Below are 16,839 nucleotides of genomic sequence, written 5' to 3' on the forward strand. Positions count from 1 at the left end.
CCATGACGAATGCGGTCAAGACTCTCACCCACGGACGCGAACTGATCGCCTTTCGGATCGGCGACCAGGAGTTCTGCGTGAACATCATGTCGGTCAGGGAAATCCGCGGATGGACCCAGGCGACGCCGATGCCGCATGCGCCCTCCTACGTGCTGGGCGTGATCAACCTGCGCGGCGTCGTGCTGCCGATCGTCGACATGTCGCTTCGCCTCGGCATGAAGCCGGCCGAGCCGACGGTGCGCCACGTCATCATCGTCGCCCAGGTCGGGCCGAAGGTGGTGGGCCTGCTGGTCGATGCGGTCTCCGACATCCTGACCGTGACCCCCGAGAATATCCAGCCGACGCCGGATATCGCGAACGAGGTCGAGAAGGCCTATGCGCGCGGCATTCTCGCAATCGAGGGCCGCATGATCTGCCTCATCGAACTGGACTCCCTGTTCCCGCATACGGAAAGCGAAGCCGCATGACCTATTCCCCGGCCATCGATGTCAGACAATCTCCGGACGAGTGCCTGGCGAGCGGCGAATACCCGCTGACGCGCCGTGACCTCTCCGAGATCGCGGCCATGATCTATGCGGATGCGGGTATCTATCTCAACGAGACCAAGGCTTCGCTCGTCTATTCGCGCCTGTCCAAGCACATCCGCCAGCTCGGCCTCAAGGGTTTCAGGGATTATTGCGCGCTCGTCTCCTCGCCGGCGGGCGCCGCCGCGCGCCGCGAGATGCTGTCGCACCTGACGACGAACTTCACGCGCTTCTTCCGCGAGAACCATCATTTCGACCATATGCGCACCGACGTCCTGCCGGAGCTTCTGGCCCGCGCCCGCAACGGCGGGCGCGTGCGCATCTGGTCGGCGGCCTGTTCCGACGGGCAGGAACCCTATTCCATCGCGCTCACCGTGCTGTCGCTGATGCCGAACATCGCGGATTACGATTTCCGCATCCTCGCGACGGATATCGACCCGAAGATTCTCGCCATCGCCCGCGCCGGCGCCTATGACGCGACCGCGCTCGAAACCGTCAGCCCCGCCATGCGCAAGCAGTTCTTCCGCGAGAGCGAGAGCGGCGGCCGGCAGAAATGGCAGATCGACGACCGGGTGAAGCGGCTCATCACCTTCAACGAATTGAACCTGATGGCCCAGTGGCCGTTCAAGGGCCCGTTCGACGTCATCTTCTGCCGCAACGTCGTCATCTATTTCGACGAACCGACGCAGATGAAGATCTGGTCGCGCTTCGCCGGCATGCTCGGCGAGAACGGCCACCTCTATATCGGTCATTCCGAGCGCGTCTCGGGCGAGGCCAAGCACCAGTTCGACAATATCGGCATCACCACCTACCGCTACACCGGCAAGCACAGGAGGGGCGCATGATGGCACCCGCGCGCGTCCTCGTCGTCGACGATTCGCCGACCATGCGCGGCCTGATCACGGCCGTGCTCAATGCCGACCCGGACGTCAACGTCGTCGGGCAGGCGGGCGATGCCATGGAAGCCCGTAACGCGATCAAGCAGCTCAATCCGGACGTCGTGACGCTGGATATCGAGATGCCGAACATGAACGGGCTCGAATTCCTCGACAAGATCATGCGGCTGAGGCCCATGCCGGTCATCATGGTCTCGACGCTCACCCATCGCGGCGCAGAAGCCTCGCTGATGGCGCTGGAGATCGGCGCCTTCGATTGCGTCGGCAAGCCGCAGCCGGGCGACGCCCGTCCCTTCGGCGACCTTGCCGAGAAGGTGAAGGCGGCCGCCCGCTCGCAGCGTCGTTTCATCCGCACCGACGTGCCGCCGCTCGCGCCGACCGTCGCCAACATGAACGCGGCGGCAAGCTACAAGCCGGGCCGGCGGATCGTCGCCATCGGCGCCTCGACGGGCGGCGTGGAAGCGCTGATCGCGGTCCTGCAGAAGTTCCCGGTCAACTGCCCGCCGACGGTCATCACGCAGCACATGCCGCCGACCTTCACGAAAAGCTTCGCTGAGCGGCTGAACCGCCTCTGCGCGCCGGTCGTGGAGGAAGCGAGGGACGGTGCGCGGCTGGAGATCGGCAAGATCTACCTGGCGCCGGGCGGCGACCGTCATCTCCAGGTCGCCAATCCGCATGCGCCCTGCTGCCGGCTGCTGGATCGGGATCCGGTCAACGGTCATCGGCCCTCGGTCGACGTGCTGTTCGATTCGGTTGCGGAACTTGCCGGGCGCAATGCCGTCGGCGTCATCCTGACCGGCATGGGCCGGGACGGGGCGGCGGGCTTGCTGAAGATGCGTCATGCAGGGGCGCGAACCATCGGCCAGAACGAAAAAACCTGCATCGTATATGGAATGCCGAGAGTGGCTTTCGAGCTGGGCGCCGTCGAGCACCAGTTTCCGCTCTCCTCCATAGGGGAGGAAATCTTGAAGATCACTGCGGCCCGTAGAGAAGGGAGCGAATAATGTCTATCGCTGAAAAAATCAAAGTACTCATCGTTGACGACCAGGTGACAAGCCGCCTGCTGCTGGGTGACGCCCTGCAGCAGCTCGGCTTCAAGCAGATCACCGCGGCCGGCGACGGCGCGCAGGGCATGGCCATCATGACCCAGCAGCCGCACCACCTCGTCATCTCCGACTTCAACATGCCGAAGATGGATGGCATCGAGTTCCTTCAGGCGGTTCGGTCCAACCCGAACACCAAGAAGGCGGCCTTCATCATTCTGACGGCGCAGGGCGACCGCGCGCTGGTGCAGAAGGCGGCGGCGCTCGGCGCGAACAACGTCCTGGCCAAGCCCTTCACCATCGAGAAGATGAAGGCAGCCATCGAAGCCGTGTTCGGGGCATTGAAATGACATCAGACGCCGGGGCGCGCCGCGTCCATGTCATTCAGGGCGAATACAAGGTCGTCAACGATCCGGATGTGGTGCTCACCACCATTCTCGGCTCGTGCGTGGCCGCCTGCATGCGCGACCCGGTCCTTGGCGTCGGTGGCATGAACCACTTCCTGCTGCCCGGTTCTGCCGAGGCGCTCGCCTCGGGGGGCGATGCCACGCGCTATGGCGTTCATCTGATGGAGCTCCTGATCAACGGCCTCCTGAAGCAGGGCGCGCGCCGCGACCGGCTGGAGGCGAAGATCTTCGGCGGGGCGAGGACGATCGCGCGCTTTTCCAATGTCGGCGAGCAGAACGCGCTCTTCGCGCGCCAGTTCCTGATGGACGAAGGCATCCGCATCGTCGGCGAGAGCACCGGCGGCGAGCACGGGCGCAAGCTGGAATACTGGCCGTCGAGCGGCCGGGCCCGGCAATATGCCCTGACGGGCGTCGAGACGCAGAAGACGGTGGCGCTGGAGCAGCGGCCGGTCCGCCCTGCAAAGCCCGTCGAGAGCTCGATCGAATTCTTCTGAGCGGCATCTTCGCCGCGAGGAAAAAAGTACGAACTGTATTGCGTTGCCGGCCTTCGCCGGCCGTACGGGAAAAAGGGTAATCCATGCAAGCCGACTATCTGAGTGCCGCGACCGCCATGGAGGAAGCCCTTCCGGATGTCCTGATGCGAATCGTGTCCGAACTGCACGACGTCGCCTACCTGATCGAGCGCATCGAGCCGCAGCTCGCGGCCGTGCACGGGGACACAGCCGAACACGCCAACGAGCGCATGATGGTGATGCAGGGCATCGACCTTGCCGTCCAGAAGACGCGCGGCCTTGCCGAGTTCATCGACACGATCACCGCAAGCATTCCCGAAAACTGGGTCGTCGACGTCACCACGGCGCTGAACCTGGTGAAGCTTGCCGACATGCAGAAGGCGCTGAGCAACGGCATGCGCCACGGCCATTCCCAGCCGATCGGCAAGGCGGCCGGCGATTTCGAGGCCTTCTGAGAGAACTCGATAAAAACACGATCTGTCCGGCGGCGCCCTCGGGGCGCCGTTTTGCATTCGCCCGCCCGCCGGCTCCGCGTGGCACGAAATGCTCGCGCAAGTTTCACGGTCTAGTTTCCGGCCCGGATCAGTCAGGTCCGCGTATTCCATGGGGCAGGTCGGCGCGTGCGGAAATGTGCCGGCTCTATCTCACGAGATTGAAAATGCGTCTGATCGCGCCGGCATGGTAGTCCGGTGTCCAGGCGACTAGTCCGTGCGGGAACAGAATGAATCTGTTGGAACAGTTGACGAAAGTCTACAAGAACCTGGCATCGCTGGGGCAAGCGAAACTCGCGATGCTGGCGGGAGCCGCCGTCGTATCGATCGGTCTCGTGCTCGCCGCCGGGATCCTCGTGAACAAGCCCGCCTACGAGACGCTCTATGTCGGGCTGGAAAAGGCCGACCTGAACCAGATCGGCCTGGCGCTCGCCGAGGGCAATATCGACTTCAACAACGGAACGGACGGATCGAGCATCGCCGTTCCCGTCGGCCAGACCGGCAAGGCGCGGCTCTATCTCGCCGAGCGCGGCCTGCCGAGCAGCGCCAATGCCGGCTATGAGCTCTTCGACAAGGTCGGCTCGCTCGGCCTCACCTCCTTCATGCAGGAGGTGACGCGCATCCGGGCCCTCGAAGGCGAGATCGCCCGCACCATCCAGCAGATCAACGGCATCGCCGCCGCCCGCGTCCATGTCGTGATGCCGGAGCGCGGTAATTTCCGCAGGGCCGACCAGGTGCCGACGGCCTCCGTCATGATCCGCGCCAGCGCGCAGGCCGGTCGTGAATCGGCCGCCGCCATCCGCCACCTCGTCGCCGCCTCGGTTCCGGGGCTTGAGGTCGACGGCGTGACGATCCTCGATTCCGCCGGCCAGCTCCTCGCCTCCGGCGACGATCCGGAGAACGGCCAGCTCAACCGCTCGCTGAACACGGTGCAGACCGTGCAGGGCGAGATCGAGCGCAATATCGAAAAGGCGCTCGCACCCTTCCTCGGCATGGACAATTTCCGCGCCAGCGTCACCGCCGCCCTCAACACCGATACGCAGCAGATCCAGGAAACGGTCTACGATCCGGAATCGCGCGTGGAACGCTCCGTCCGCGTGACCCGGGAGAGCCAGAAGTCCAGCCAGCACGCCTCGAACAAGGCGACGACCGTCGAGCAGAACATTCCGCAGGGCGGCCCCAAGGGCGACGGCAACGGCCCGCAGTCGAACGACGAGGCGGACAAGAAGGAAGAGCAGACCAACTACGAGATCAACAGCAAGACGGTCGCCACTGTCCGCAACGGCTTCGCGGTCGAGAAGCTCTCCGTCGCCGTCGTGGTGAACCGCGCCCGTGTTGCCGCCATGGTCGGCGAACCGGCCGACCAGGCGAAGATCGATGCCTATATCGCCGACATGCAGAAGATCGTCTCCTCCGCCGCCGGTCTCAACCCGGACCGCGGCGACGTCGTGACGATCACCGCCATGGAATTCCTCGACCACCAGCTCCTGAACGACGCGGTGCCGGGCCCCGGCTTCGTGGAGACGCTGACGCGCAATATCGGCGGCATCATCAATGCGCTCGCCTTCGTCGCCGTCGCCGTCCTCGTCGTCTGGTTCGGTCTTCGTCCGGCGGTTCGCTCCGTCACCGGCGGCGGCGCCGCGGCCGGCGCGCTGGAAAGCGATGCGGCGGGCCTCGAGCTCCCCGACTTCTCGCCGGCCGGCGGCATCGGCGGCCCCGGGGCGACGCTCATGGACGGCTTCGGGGCGGACTTCGGCTTCGACAGCACGGACGACCTGCTCAATGCCGGCGACGATGGCGACGGTTCCTTCAACCGCCGCGTCAAGGAAGGTCCGGAGCGCCGCCTCAGCCGCATGGTCGAGATCAGCGAGGAGCGCGCCGCCAAGATCCTGCGCAAATGGGCGGTGGAGAAGGAAGCCGCCTGACGGCTCCCCACGAAGCAAGACATTCAGGACGCGGCCGGAAACGGCCGCGTCTTTCGTTTTGGTGTCCGGAAAAGTCCGACTTTTCGGTAGGGGTGTCGCTTTTCGGCAACGCTCGTTCAATCCGGTTGCAGCAATTCCTTCGCAATTGATCGGTGCCGAAAGAAAATGACGTTCATGGCGGCGCGGGCTTGGAAAAAATTTCACGCTCCTGGCCGTTGCGCGCCGTCACACCCGACCTGCAATTTGACGCGCATGAGCGGTCGCTCATATGGCTGATTGACGGGCGCTTCTTCAAATATCTCATGGTTAACAAGAATTTAACCGACGCTGCCCGGCGCGGCCGACATTCGCGTGCTGTAAGGCAAATCACTTGCATCGGGCCGACTCACAGAAGCCGGCGAAAGTAAATCCCGAGAAGATGCCGTGGTTTTTAGCGAGGGGAGATGTACACTTTAGTCACTGATTCGTTTGGTGATTCTTGCCGATGCGGCCTGACCGGAGAGGGGTTTGGACGGTTCCAGATCTTTGGCGGAAGGGAGGCAGGATCTCCGCTTGGAATTGGAACAGGGGGCTATCATGGAATCGATCCGGCCGGATGTCGCGGCCTGGGAATCCTATGGATTCTCTGCCGAGTCAGGTGAGCGTAAGAGTGCGCGTGAACTGCTGGTTCAACATCTCGCGCGCTGCGCGGGCCGCGCCGGCCTTCCCGCCGGCCTGAAGGCGCTGACCGATTATGTGAGCGCCTCGCATTATTTCCTCGTCCGTCACGACGTGTCGCCCGAAGCGGGGCTCGAGGCCGTGGTCGCATCCGACTGGCCGTTCGACCTGGTGCGCAACATTGCAAGCGCCATCGTCGTCCGCCAGTCGCGCATGAGCGAGCTGGACAAGTGCCTGACGCTGCTGAAGCCGAGCTTCAGCCATCTTGCCGACGATGTGGCGGTGCCGGCCGGCATCAGCCGGGAATATTGCGTCATCGCCTTCCATGTCGGGCGAGTGCGCATGTCGCTGCTGCTCCTCTTCCCGGAGCATTTCATCCTTTCCCAGAGCAAGCTGCGCGATGTCGGCGTCATGACCGGCTATTTCGCCAGCGTCTGCTGCCGCGGCGCGATCCTGCGGCATGACCGGGAGATGGAGCTGACGGACCGCGAGATCGAATGCCTCTACTGGATCGCCGAAGGCAAGACGAGCGACGAGATCGCCGTCATCCTCGGCATCTCCCGCAACACGATCAACAACTACATCACCAGCGTGATGCGCAAAACGGCCACCAGGACGCGATCGGAAGCGATCGCCTGGGCCGTTCGCAACAACCTGGTCTGAGGAGGGACGGATGGCCGGTCAGTTTTCCGCTCCCGCTGCCGTGGAGCCAGAGATTCGCATCGCGCGTCCCCAGAAGAGCGCGAGCGCCGCGGATTTCGTGTCACGCCTCCTGGTGATGCAGACGATCCTCGGAGCAGAGCAATTCGCGGTCCTGCGTCTCAGCGGCCAAGGCCTGCCGTCCGCCCGCAAGCTGGCGCTTTCGCTGCACAACTGGGCGAGCGACGTGGAGGGCAATGCCCGCCTGCTGCTGGAAGCCTATGGGCAGACGATGCTCGCGCATCTCGAAGCCTCCATGCTGCCGCTGATCTGGGAAGGGGCGGGCGACAGCCAGTTTATCGAGGCGGCCGCCGATCCTTTCGTGGCGCGCCTGCCCGCGCGTCTCCTGCCCTGGTCGGGCATGGCGTTCCCGGTCCGCCTCGGCGCGCATGGCAACGGCTATGTCCTCTTCCTCGGCACCTTCATCGCGCCGGCCGCCGATCTCATCATAGACATGCACATGAAGAGCTGCCAGGTGCTGATCGACATGCTGGCCGGCGAGGAGCGCAAGCTGGCGCCCTCCGCCTCGCTCAGCGAGCGCGAGATCGCCTGCCTCCAGATGGCCGGCGACGGCTGCATCTCAGAGGCGATCGCGGAAAAGATGGGCCTTTCCGTGCATACGGTGAACGCCTATCTCGGCACGGCGACGACGAAGCTCGACGCCGTCAACCGCATCCAGGCGATCGCGAAGGCGATCCGCCTCGGCTATATTACCTGACAGGGGAGGGGACGGCCGGCGAACCGGCCGTTTTCGGCGCTCAATGCGCGTGCTGCGGCGCCGAGCCGGATGTCACATAGCGCGCCTCGGCAAGGCTCCTGCGCAGGAAGGCCGTGTTGTCGTCGGGGTCGGCGGCCGGATCGTTGAAGGCGACATGGGTGACCTCGACGCCCGCCTTGTCCTTCTGCAGCATCAGCTTGGCATAGACCGTCACGCCCTGCGGGCGCAGCTCCATGTCCAGCGTCACTTCCGGCTCCGTGTCCCAGTCGAGGCGATAGTCGCCGCCGGCGCCGAAATTGACCGTGCCGGGCAGGAAATAGAGTTCGGCCGCCGAGGAGACCAGGTCGGCCAGGTTACCGTAGCACTCGAAACGCAACAGCGAGACGAGATCGGCCGCGTCGAGCAGTCTCAGCTCGGTGGCGACCGGGCAGATTGCTTCTGCGACAATCTTCTCGCGCTCGGCGGAATAGGTGCATTTTCTCATCGGATCTAGTTTACCCGTCTGGTCTGGGGCGAGGCTGCGTAAACCCGGTGAATCAGCTCCGCCACGGCCTTGTAGAACACCGGCGGAATGACACTATCCACCGAGACTTGCGCAAACATTGAGCGTGCGAGCGGCGGATCCTCGAAAACGGGAATGCCGTTCTCCTCCGCGAGCTCGCGAATCTTGAGCGCGATGAGGTCCTGGCCCTTGGCGACGACCACCGGGGCATCGCCTTCCTCGCGCACATAGCGCAGCGCCACGGCGAAGTGGGTCGGGTTGGCGATGACGAGGGTCGCGCGCGGCACGGCGGTCATCATGCGGCGACGGATGCGGTCGCGCTGGATCGAGCGCATGCGGGCCTTGACGATCGGGTCGCCCTGGGCCTGCTTCATTTCCTCCTTCACCTCCTGCTTCGTCATCATGAGTTCGGTGAACCAGTGATGGCGCGTCCAGGCGAAGTCGATGGCGGCGATGAGGGCGGTGGCGAAGAGGATGATGAGGAGGACTTTGTTGATGTCCGTCGTCATCATGTAGAGCAGCGCCTGCGGCTCGGAGAACATCGTGTCGAGCGAGGCGAAATAGTTGCCGCGCATGGCGATCGCCACGACCAGCGACACGAGCAGGATCTTGATCAGAGACTTGCCGAATTCGACGAGGCCCTGCTTGCCGAAGAGGCGGCCGAGGCCCTTCATCGGGCTCAGCCGGCTGATCTGCGGGCGCACGCGCTCCAAGACCGGGCTCGGCAGGTTCTGGAAGACCGACGAGGCGATGCCGAAGATCATCATCATCAGGAGGATCGGCATCAGCAGCGCGCCGGCCTCCCAGCCGAGATGGCGGAAGATGGCGATGACGTCCGTGCCGGTCTTGAGGTTCCAGGCTTCCGGCTGCTCGAAAAAGTCGCGCAGCGTCTCGCTCATCCGCGCGATGCCGCCCGGCAGGAAGAAGACCAGGAAGAGATAGATCGCCAGCGTCGAGGCGAAGATCGTGATCTCGCGCGAGAAGGGCGTGTTGCCCTTTTCCATCGCATCGCGAATCTTCTTCTCTGTCGGGAGTTCTGTTTTACTGTCCTTGTCGTCGTCCGACACGTCGCGCTCCGGGGCAATTCCGGCCGGAGGCTCCGGCCGAAAGCAAACGGCCCGAACCGCCTGTCTGGAGATTCGGGCCGGAAATACGCTCCGCCTGCGGCACTATCGTGTCAAGAAGGATCAGGCAGCCTGCTGCGCCTCTTCCTTCTCCTTCAACTGGATTTGTCCGGCGGCGGCAAGGCGGATGGCTTCCTGCGTGATCGAGCGGCGGGCAATCGCCACCTCCCGCGGATTGACGCCCTGGTCGCCGGCGGCGAGGTCCGATTCGATCATGCGGCGCTGGCGCGCGCCGATCGAGGAGAGAACGGCCTCGCGCAGCTCCATCGAGGCGCCGCGCAGCGCCGCCGTGATGATGTCGCCCGACACGTCGTTGAACAGCGACACCCGGCTTCTCTGCGGCATGAAGAGCACGTCCTCGAAGAGGAAGATCTTCGGGCGCACCTTCTTGACCGATTCGGTCGAGACCGTTTCGAGCGAGGCGAGCATCTCGTCGACCTGCGACTTCTCCAGCTCGTTCATGAGGTCGGCGACCTTGTTCGTGCCGATAGAGTTGCGGTCCGCATCCAGCGCGTTGATCATCTCGATGACGCGCGCCTCGACGATCGCGGTGGCCTTGGGGCTCGCGTCCTTCAGGTTGACGGTGCGGTTGATGATATCTGCACGATGGGCCTCCGGAATCTCCAGAAGCACCTTGGCGCCGAAGGAAGAGGGCATCATCGAGAGGATGTAGGCGATGGTCTGCGGGTGCTCGTTGAGCAGGAACTGCGAGACGAAGACCGGGTCGGCGTCCTGCAGGCGGTCCCAGATCGTCGTCTCGAAAGCCTGGAAGGCGGCGCGGCGGCCGAGCAGGCCGTCCACCTCGTCGGGCGTCAGGCCCTCCTCGAGGATGCCTTCCATCATCTTGGCGTTGTCCATCAGGCCCGCGCCCTCGGTGAACAGGTCCTCGAACTCGTTGACGAGGTCGATCAGTTCATGAGGGGGAATGGCGCGCAGGTTCTGCGCGGCTGCGATGATCTGCTGCAATTCGCTCTGGGTGAAATATTTCAGCAGCTTGCCGGCGACGCCCTTGCCCATGGCGAGAAGGACGGCTGCTGCCTTCTCGACCTGCGAAAGCGGTGTCCCGACCGCCGTGGACGTACCGAAATTTTCGAAATCCATCATGGATTCATCTCCCTGAGACCTAACCGGTCGTCAGATTTTGCGTGTACTCTTTACTTCGATGAGCTTGACCCCGAAGCGGGTGTCGTCGTTTTCAAGAACGGTGATCTCGCCGCGACCGATCACCCGGCCGTTGACCATGACCTCGACCGGCTCGCCGATGCGGCGGTCGAGCGCGATGGTGGCGCCCTCGCTGAGGTTCATCAGACTGGAGACCTGCATCTGCGAGGAGCCGAGGACGATCTGCAGATCGATCGGGATGTCCATGATGAGGTCCATGTTGGACTCCATCGCGCTGCCCGGACGCGGCGCCTCGCCGAGGCTCTCGGAGAAATCGGCGCCGCCGCCGAAGTCCGAACCGCCGAAGCCGGTATCCGCGCCGAAATCCGACGTGGCCGCGCCGCCGCCGAAATCGGTGCCGGCGCTGAAATCCGTGCTGCCGCCGAAATCGCCGCCGAATGCGGCCAGCGGATCGTCCTCCGCGGTTGCGTCTGCGCCCGAAGCATCCTTCTGAAGAACGCCGCGCAGGTCGTCGATCGCCTGCTCCAGTTCCTGGTCGCCTGCGTTGATGGAAGACATGATGTCGTCAGCGATGGGTGTTTTCTTCGGTGCCATAAGACCACTATTCCATTCGAAACTTGCCTGAGGCGTGCCGCCCCGCAGGCTTCATCCGCAAAACTATCCGATGATGTGCTGGAGAAGCTCTTCCTCCGAGCCGTAGGTATCCTTGACGCGAACCGTGTAGCGGGCGCCCGAGCGCCCGAATTCGCAGACATAGAGGTTGCGGCCGTTCGCATTGACCTCAACGCGCACGTCGCCCGCCTCGTTGAACGGGATGATGTCGCCCGCCTGCAGGCGGCTGATCGTGTCCAGCGTCTGCGCCTCGAGGCGGATGCGCGCCTCCAGCGTCACCTTGGAACGGCGGACCTGCTCGCCGAGCTGCTCGCTCCATTCGACGCGGGTCTTGGCCGCATTGGCCGGCTTCGGCGCAGTGATGACCGATTTCAGCAGCACGCTCTGCGGCACGACGACATGGAAGGTCGAGAGGACCGGGCCGATGCCGACGGCCATGTTGATCATGGCGACGAAGGCCTCGTCGGAACCGTCCTCCGCCGACTTGCGGATTTCCGCATTGTGCGCCGGCCCGAGGAAGGGCTCGAAGCCGTTCGCGCCGTTGACGGCGGTCTTCAGCACGCCGGAGATCCGGTCGAACATCATGGCCGCGACGTCCAGCTCGATCTTGGAGAGCGGGCGCGGCTCGGGATCCTCGACGGCATCGCTGAGCGCGCCGAGCATGTTCTCGACCAGCGTGATGATCAGCGGGCTGTCGCAGATCAGCGTGAAGCGGTCGCACCAGTCGCGCAGCGACGCATCGCAGAAGGCCATGGCGCCGCCGAGCCCCTGGGTGACCTCGGCATATTTTCCGGTGACGAAGCCGGCATAGGAGACCGCGACCTCGAAGCCGAGCTCGCTTTCCAGCATGTCGGGCAGGAATTCGGCGAAGACCTCGCCGAGGCTGGCGCAGAGCCGGGAGACCGTGGCCTGGTCGCCGAGCCGGCCGGTCAGCCGTGCGAGGACAACGGGATCCATGGTGGGAAGGGACGTCACGGTTGCTGCGCTCATCTCTTAGGCCGCCTTCGAATCGCCGCCGCCGCCGGGATTCATCATTTCCTGCTCCACCGCGTCGATCGACGGGCGCTCGTAGGAAGAGATGGTCTTGCGGCCGTATTCCAGCGCCACCTGCGGCACGGAGCCGTTCATGTAGGCCAGCAGCGTCTGCTTGACGATGACATAGAGGCGGTTCTGCTTTTCGCGCACGGCCTTGATGTTGGCGGTGATCGGCGCGACCACCGAATAGGACAGGAAGATGCCGAGCATGGTGCCGACGAGCGCCGAGCCGATGAGGCCGCCGAGGACTTCCGGCGATTCGTTGATCTTGCTCATCGCCTTGATGACCCCGAGAACGGCGGCGATGATGCCGATGGCCGGGAAGGCGTCGCCCATCGTGGTCATGGCGTGGTAGGGCTTCATCTTGTCGCGCGTGATCGTCTGGATCTCCTCGTCCATCAGCGCCTCGATCTCGTGGGAGCGGGCATTGCCGATGATGATGAGGCGGACATAGTCGCAGATGAAGGCAGTGAGTTCCTTGTTCTTCAGCACGGTCGGCGCGGACTGGAAGATCGGCGATTCTTCCGGGTTGTCGATATGCGCTTCGATCTCGTTGCGCGACTTGGTGCGCAGGTCCCGCATCAGGCTGTAGAGCACGCCGAGCGTATCGAGGTAGTCGCGTTCCTTCGGCACCTTGTGCTTGAAGGCCTCGCCCAGCGCCTTGCCGGTTTCCTTGATCACCTTCATCGTGTTCGCCACGATGAAGCCGCCGACGCCGGCGCCGCCGATGATCATGAGTTCGAATGGCTGCATGAGCACGTCGACGTGCCCGCCCATGGCCATGAAGCCGCCCAAGACGCAGCCGACGGTGACGATGAGACCGATAATGATGTTCATGAGCGCAGGTGTCCCGACACAATTCTGACCGTTCCGGGATACGGTTCCAGCCTTGCGTGAAGCTGTACCTTACGGCGGGTTAACGGATCAGGTTCGCGCAAGCAAAAGCCCCGAAGATCGTGGTTCAAAACGGACATCCATGTCTTTTCGAACCTGATCGGCAGCCTATCGTGACCACCACCTATGCGAGCTACAAGCTGATTTCCGCCGACCTCCCGACGTCGCTGAAGCGCGTTTCGGAGCAGCCGGACGTCAAGCGCGAGACGGAATATTACCTCTCCAGGATCGGTGGCATAAAGTCGATCGACGCCTTCTTCGCCGATGACAGGCTCTATAACTACGTGATGAAGGCGCATGGCCTGGAGGACATGGCCTATGCCAAGGCCTTCATGCGCAAGGTGCTGACCGAGGGTGTCGACGACAAGGACGCCTTCGCCAACAAGCTCTCCGACAGCCGCTACAAGGAACTGGCGGAATCGCTGAACTTCGCCCGCCATGGCGAGTTCGCCACCACCTTCGACCGTGCCCAGAAGGGCGTCGCCGAGAAATATGCCCGCGAGACGCTGGAGGTCAGCGCGGGCGAGGACAATACGGGCGTGCGCCTGGCGCTCTATTTCGAGCGCATGGCCTCCTCCATCACCTCCGGCTATTCGATCATCGCCGACGACGCGCTGGCGCAGGTGGTGCGCACCGCCCTGCAGCTTCCCGCCGAATTCGCCGCCACCGATGTCGACCGGCAGGCGGCCTATTACGAAAACGCGCTCGATCTCGCCGATTTCAAGGATCCGTCCAAGGTCGGCAAGTTCCTCGAGCGCTTCACCTCGATGTGGGAGCTGGAAAATCCCTCGGGCAGCTACGATCCGCTGACGGTCTTCAGGTCGTCGAGCGTCACCGGCATTTCGACCGACCTTCTCCTTTCCATCAACAACCTGAAACTCGGAGGTCGCTGAGATGCAGACCGGGCTCTATGTATCGCTTTCGTCCCAGATCGCGCTCGACCGCCGCATGGCCACCCTTGCCGACAACGTCGCGAACTCGACCACGGTCGGCTTCCGCGCGACGGAGGTCAAGTTCAACCAAGTCGTCAGCGACCAGAAGAACGCCGACGTCGCCTTCGTCTCGCAGGGCGATGAATTCCTGTCGACCCGCAACGGCGGCCTGACGCAGACCAGCGGCCCGCTCGATTTCGCGATCCGCGGCGAAGCCTGGTTCCAGGTCGAGACGCCCTCCGGCCCGACGCTCACCCGCGATGGCCGCTTCACCCTGACGGATGCCGGCGACCTCGTCACGCTGAACGGCTATCCGGTGCTCGATCCGGGCGGTGGCCCGATCCAGATCGATGCGAATGCCGGCTCCATCACGCTCAGCGCCGACGGCCAGCTCAACCAGAACGGACGGCCGGTCGCCGCGCTCGGCATCTTCGAGGCGGACCTTTCCGGCGGCTTCGTGCGTGCCGGCAACAGCGGCATCATCACCACCATCCCGCCGCAGCCGGTGACCGACCGCGTCGATGCGGGCGTGGCGCAGGGCTATGTCGAGGAATCGAACGTCAACGCCATCGCCGAGATGACGCAGCTCATCCAGGTCACGCGCGCCTTCGAGAACATCGCCGCGCTGACGCGCAGCAGCGAGGATTCGATGAGCGAAGCGGTCCGCACCCTCGGCGGAAGCAAGTAAGCGATGACGGGCGCTGGGGAAGGACAGGGCGGAAAAGCGGCAGGCACGCCCGAGGGCGGGCGCATGATGAATGCGCTGGCGGGGCTCGTGCGGCGCTATTCCACGCCGGAATTCTCGGTCGCCCATGGCGGCCATGTGCAGACCATCGCGGCCGGCAACTACACGGTCGGCGGCCTGTCGCGCCATGTGCGCCTCGGCGAGTTCGTTGCGCACAAGAGCGCCACGGGCGTTCATCTCGGCGAGGTGGTGCGCGTCGAACCGGAAACGGTCGTCGTCTGCCCCATCGAGCCGGGCGAGCCGATCGGCATCCACGACACGGTCATCCGCAAGGGCGCCTTCCGCGTCGCGCCGGCCTCGTCCTGGTGCGGCCGCACGATCAACGCGCTGGGCGAGCCCATCGATGGGCTCGGGCCGCTGGTGCAGGGCGACGTGCGCCGCTCGATCTCCAATTCCGCGCCGCCTTCGATGACGCGCAAGCGTGTCGAGAAGGGCTTCCATACGGGCGTGCGCGCCATCGACATCTTCGCGCCGCTCTGCCTTGGCCAGCGCCTCGGCATCTTCGCCGGCTCCGGTGTCGGCAAGTCGACCCTGCTGTCGATGCTGGCAAGGGCCGACGCCTTCGACAAGGTGGTGATCGCGCTGGTCGGCGAGCGCGGCCGCGAAGTGCGCGAATTCATCGAGGATACGCTCGGCGATAATCTCGCCAAGTCCGTCGCGGTCGTCGCGACCAGCGACGAGAGCCCGATGCTGCGCAAGATGGCGCCGCTGACGGCGGTCACCATTGCCGAGCACTATCGCGACCAGGGCGACAATGTGCTGCTGATCATCGACAGCGTGACGCGCTTTGCCCATGCGATCCGCGAGGTGGCGACCGCCTCCGGCGAGCCGCCCATCGCGCGCGGCTATCCTGCCTCCGTCTTCACCGAGCTGCCGCGTCTTCTGGAGCGCGCGGGGCCCGGCGCGGAAGGCACCGGCACGATCACGGCGATCATCTCGATCCTCGTCGACGGCGACAATCACAACGACCCGATCGCCGACTCGACGCGCGGCATCCTCGACGGCCATATCGTGCTGGAGCGCAGCCTTGCCGAGGAGGGGCGCTATCCGCCGATCAACCCGCTCGCCTCCATCTCGCGTCTTGCCCGCAAGGCGTGGAAGCCGGATCAGGAAAAGCTGGTCTCGCGGCTGAAGGCACTCATCCACCGCTTCGAGGAAACGCGGGACCTCCGCCTCATCGGCGGTTATCGCCCCGGCGGCGATCCCGATCTCGACATGGCGATCAAGCAGGTGCCGATCATCTACGAGGTTCTGAAACAGACGCCGGGCGAAAGGCCCGCCGGCGACGCCTTCGCCGATCTCGCGATCGCGCTGAAGAATGCGGCCGGGCAGGGCGGTGCGCCGGCCATGCGAAGGGGATGACAGTGACCGATTTCGACGCGGACGAAACCATCCAGCCGCTGCGGCGGCCGGGGCGGGCGCGGGGCTACAGCTTCGGGGACAAGCTGCTCATGGGCACCGGCGTGATGCTGGCGGCGGGCGCGGCCTTCTTCCCGTGGTACGTTTTCCTCAACCCGGAAAAGTTCTCGGTCCCGACCCTCTGGAAGGGCACGACGCGCAACCTGCCGGAAATGGCAGGCAAGCAGGTGGTGAGCGTTTCGCCCGCCGCCATGGTCGATGAAGACAAGGATCCGGCGCCTGCAAGCCTCGACCCGGTCGCGACAGCCACCACCTCCAGCCTCGGCGCGGAGAAGAAGCTCGGCGTCCCGGTGGAAACCGGTCTTAACCAGCCGCTGCCGGTCAGCTCCGGCTTCCGCCTGATGCATGTGGCGAACGGCCGGGCGCTCATCGAGGACGCCCGTGGCATGTATATCGTGCGCGTCGGCTCGATCCTGCCGGACAACAGCCGCCTTGCCACGCTGGAACAGCGCGAAGGCGCCTGGGTCATCGTGACCTCGAACGGCGAAGTCATCAAGCGCAACTGAGCGCGGGGGAAGCCTCCTTCCCAATCCCTCCCCACAAGGGGAGGGGCCGCACCCTTACACATTCGATTTCGAACGG

Annotated in this window: 19 protein-coding genes; 13 read left to right on the forward strand and 6 right to left on the reverse strand. The window is 64.5% G+C overall.

Annotation, left to right across the window (positions count from 1 at the left end):
* The first annotated feature begins 2 nt into the window (after window positions 1-2).
* The 9 genes from ACZ48C_RS02225 to visR all read left to right on the forward strand — a co-directional run bounded on the left by ACZ48C_RS02225 (window position 3) and on the right by visR (window position 7,872).
* Window positions 3-467: a chemotaxis protein CheW gene (locus ACZ48C_RS02225; RefSeq protein ID WP_119257656.1), complete on the forward strand. Its 465-nt coding sequence runs from the start codon at window positions 3-5 to the stop codon at window positions 465-467.
* Window positions 464-1,369, forward strand: a complete 906-nt coding sequence (gene cheR / locus ACZ48C_RS02230; RefSeq protein WP_424549408.1) for a protein-glutamate O-methyltransferase CheR — start codon at window positions 464-466, stop codon at window positions 1,367-1,369. The genes ACZ48C_RS02225 and cheR overlap by 4 nt, the downstream gene beginning before the upstream one ends.
* Entirely contained in the window at window positions 1,366-2,424 is a 1,059-nt protein-coding gene (cheB, locus tag ACZ48C_RS02235) for a protein-glutamate O-methylesterase CheB (RefSeq protein WP_119257658.1), read from the forward strand. Before cheR ends, cheB begins: the two co-directional genes overlap by 4 nt.
* A complete protein-coding gene (locus ACZ48C_RS02240; protein ID WP_119257659.1) occupies window positions 2,424-2,813 on the forward strand; it encodes a response regulator in 390 nt (129 codons plus the stop codon). Before cheB ends, ACZ48C_RS02240 begins: the two co-directional genes overlap by 1 nt.
* The gene (gene cheD / locus ACZ48C_RS02245; protein WP_318910936.1) at window positions 2,810-3,364 is read left to right on the forward strand and encodes a chemoreceptor glutamine deamidase CheD; all 555 of its coding nucleotides are present in this window, start codon (window positions 2,810-2,812) and stop codon (window positions 3,362-3,364) included. The genes ACZ48C_RS02240 and cheD overlap by 4 nt, the downstream gene beginning before the upstream one ends.
* 83 nt (window positions 3,365-3,447) lie before the next feature.
* Window positions 3,448-3,837 (forward strand): chemotaxis protein CheT, encoded by a 390-nt coding sequence (gene cheT / locus ACZ48C_RS02250; protein WP_119257661.1) that lies wholly within the window; start codon window positions 3,448-3,450, stop codon window positions 3,835-3,837.
* Between the two features lie 266 nt (window positions 3,838-4,103).
* Entirely contained in the window at window positions 4,104-5,798 is a 1,695-nt protein-coding gene (gene fliF / locus ACZ48C_RS02255) for a flagellar basal-body MS-ring/collar protein FliF (protein WP_119257662.1), read from the forward strand.
* Window positions 5,799-6,374: 576 nt separating this feature from the next.
* Window positions 6,375-7,118 (forward strand): transcriptional regulator VisN, encoded by a 744-nt coding sequence (visN, locus tag ACZ48C_RS02260; RefSeq protein ID WP_119257664.1) that lies wholly within the window; start codon window positions 6,375-6,377, stop codon window positions 7,116-7,118.
* A 10-nt stretch (window positions 7,119-7,128) separates the two neighbouring features.
* Window positions 7,129-7,872 (forward strand): transcriptional regulator VisR, encoded by a 744-nt coding sequence (gene visR, locus ACZ48C_RS02265; protein WP_424549409.1) that lies wholly within the window; start codon window positions 7,129-7,131, stop codon window positions 7,870-7,872.
* A gap of 40 nt (window positions 7,873-7,912) precedes the next feature.
* Here visR and ACZ48C_RS02270 read toward each other — a convergent pair whose 3' ends face one another.
* From ACZ48C_RS02270 to motA, 6 genes are all read right to left on the reverse strand, one after another.
* The gene (locus ACZ48C_RS02270) at window positions 7,913-8,356 is read right to left on the reverse strand and encodes a hypothetical protein (RefSeq protein ID WP_119257666.1); all 444 of its coding nucleotides are present in this window, start codon (window positions 8,354-8,356) and stop codon (window positions 7,913-7,915) included.
* Window positions 8,357-8,361: 5 nt separating this feature from the next.
* Window positions 8,362-9,459 carry a flagellar biosynthesis protein FlhB gene (flhB, locus tag ACZ48C_RS02275; protein WP_162911446.1) on the reverse strand — a complete coding sequence of 366 codons (1,098 nt, stop codon included), beginning with the start codon at window positions 9,457-9,459 and terminating at the stop codon, window positions 8,362-8,364.
* A gap of 102 nt (window positions 9,460-9,561) precedes the next feature.
* Window positions 9,562-10,602: a flagellar motor switch protein FliG gene (fliG, locus tag ACZ48C_RS02280; RefSeq protein ID WP_119257668.1), complete on the reverse strand. Its 1,041-nt coding sequence runs from the start codon at window positions 10,600-10,602 to the stop codon at window positions 9,562-9,564.
* Between the two features lie 30 nt (window positions 10,603-10,632).
* Window positions 10,633-11,214, reverse strand: a complete 582-nt coding sequence (gene fliN / locus ACZ48C_RS02285) for a flagellar motor switch protein FliN (protein WP_464782066.1) — start codon at window positions 11,212-11,214, stop codon at window positions 10,633-10,635.
* A 63-nt stretch (window positions 11,215-11,277) separates the two neighbouring features.
* Complete coding sequence (locus ACZ48C_RS02290) at window positions 11,278-12,222, reverse strand: FliM/FliN family flagellar motor switch protein (protein WP_464782067.1); 945 nt, start codon at window positions 12,220-12,222, stop codon at window positions 11,278-11,280.
* A gap of 3 nt (window positions 12,223-12,225) precedes the next feature.
* The gene (gene motA / locus ACZ48C_RS02295; protein ID WP_119257671.1) at window positions 12,226-13,104 is read right to left on the reverse strand and encodes a flagellar motor stator protein MotA; all 879 of its coding nucleotides are present in this window, start codon (window positions 13,102-13,104) and stop codon (window positions 12,226-12,228) included.
* 170 nt (window positions 13,105-13,274) lie between these two features.
* On the opposite strand from motA, the gene ACZ48C_RS02300 reads away from it, so the two are divergent.
* From ACZ48C_RS02300 to ACZ48C_RS02315, 4 genes are all read left to right on the forward strand, one after another.
* Window positions 13,275-14,054, forward strand: a complete 780-nt coding sequence (locus ACZ48C_RS02300) for a DUF1217 domain-containing protein (RefSeq protein WP_464782068.1) — start codon at window positions 13,275-13,277, stop codon at window positions 14,052-14,054.
* 1 nt (window position 14,055) lies between these two features.
* Entirely contained in the window at window positions 14,056-14,781 is a 726-nt protein-coding gene (gene flgF / locus ACZ48C_RS02305) for a flagellar basal-body rod protein FlgF (RefSeq protein ID WP_119257673.1), read from the forward strand.
* Between the two features lie 63 nt (window positions 14,782-14,844).
* A complete protein-coding gene (fliI, locus tag ACZ48C_RS02310) occupies window positions 14,845-16,200 on the forward strand; it encodes a flagellar protein export ATPase FliI (RefSeq protein WP_464782763.1) in 1,356 nt (451 codons plus the stop codon).
* The gene (locus ACZ48C_RS02315; protein ID WP_424549410.1) at window positions 16,197-16,763 is read left to right on the forward strand and encodes a flagellar protein; all 567 of its coding nucleotides are present in this window, start codon (window positions 16,197-16,199) and stop codon (window positions 16,761-16,763) included. Before fliI ends, ACZ48C_RS02315 begins: the two co-directional genes overlap by 4 nt.
* Window positions 16,764-16,839: the final 76 nt, after the last annotated feature.

The organism is Shinella sp. 1A1 (assembly GCF_055379515.1).

Excerpts from the sequence above, each read along its gene's own strand:
- ACZ48C_RS02225 (WP_119257656.1), top strand. The coding sequence starts at position 3 with ATGACGAATGCGGTCAAGACTCTCACCCACGGACGCGAACTGATCGCC.
- cheR (WP_424549408.1), top strand. The coding sequence starts at position 464 with ATGACCTATTCCCCGGCCATCGATGTCAGACAATCTCCGGACGAGTGC.
- cheB (WP_119257658.1), top strand. The coding sequence starts at position 1,366 with ATGATGGCACCCGCGCGCGTCCTCGTCGTCGACGATTCGCCGACCATG.
- ACZ48C_RS02240 (WP_119257659.1), top strand. The coding sequence starts at position 2,424 with ATGTCTATCGCTGAAAAAATCAAAGTACTCATCGTTGACGACCAGGTG.
- cheD (WP_318910936.1), top strand. The coding sequence starts at position 2,810 with ATGACATCAGACGCCGGGGCGCGCCGCGTCCATGTCATTCAGGGCGAA.
- cheT (WP_119257661.1), top strand. The coding sequence starts at position 3,448 with ATGCAAGCCGACTATCTGAGTGCCGCGACCGCCATGGAGGAAGCCCTT.
- fliF (WP_119257662.1), top strand. The coding sequence starts at position 4,104 with ATGAATCTGTTGGAACAGTTGACGAAAGTCTACAAGAACCTGGCATCG.
- visN (WP_119257664.1), top strand. The coding sequence starts at position 6,375 with ATGGAATCGATCCGGCCGGATGTCGCGGCCTGGGAATCCTATGGATTC.
- visR (WP_424549409.1), top strand. The coding sequence starts at position 7,129 with ATGGCCGGTCAGTTTTCCGCTCCCGCTGCCGTGGAGCCAGAGATTCGC.
- ACZ48C_RS02270 (WP_119257666.1), bottom strand. The coding sequence starts at position 8,356 with ATGAGAAAATGCACCTATTCCGCCGAGCGCGAGAAGATTGTCGCAGAA.
- fliG (WP_119257668.1), bottom strand. The coding sequence starts at position 10,602 with ATGATGGATTTCGAAAATTTCGGTACGTCCACGGCGGTCGGGACACCG.
- fliN (WP_464782066.1), bottom strand. The coding sequence starts at position 11,214 with ATGGCACCGAAGAAAACACCCATCGCTGACGACATCATGTCTTCCATC.
- ACZ48C_RS02290 (WP_464782067.1), bottom strand. The coding sequence starts at position 12,222 with ATGAGCGCAGCAACCGTGACGTCCCTTCCCACCATGGATCCCGTTGTC.
- motA (WP_119257671.1), bottom strand. The coding sequence starts at position 13,104 with ATGAACATCATTATCGGTCTCATCGTCACCGTCGGCTGCGTCTTGGGC.
- flgF (WP_119257673.1), top strand. The coding sequence starts at position 14,056 with ATGCAGACCGGGCTCTATGTATCGCTTTCGTCCCAGATCGCGCTCGAC.
- fliI (WP_464782763.1), top strand. The coding sequence starts at position 14,845 with ATGATGAATGCGCTGGCGGGGCTCGTGCGGCGCTATTCCACGCCGGAA.
- ACZ48C_RS02315 (WP_424549410.1), top strand. The coding sequence starts at position 16,197 with ATGACAGTGACCGATTTCGACGCGGACGAAACCATCCAGCCGCTGCGG.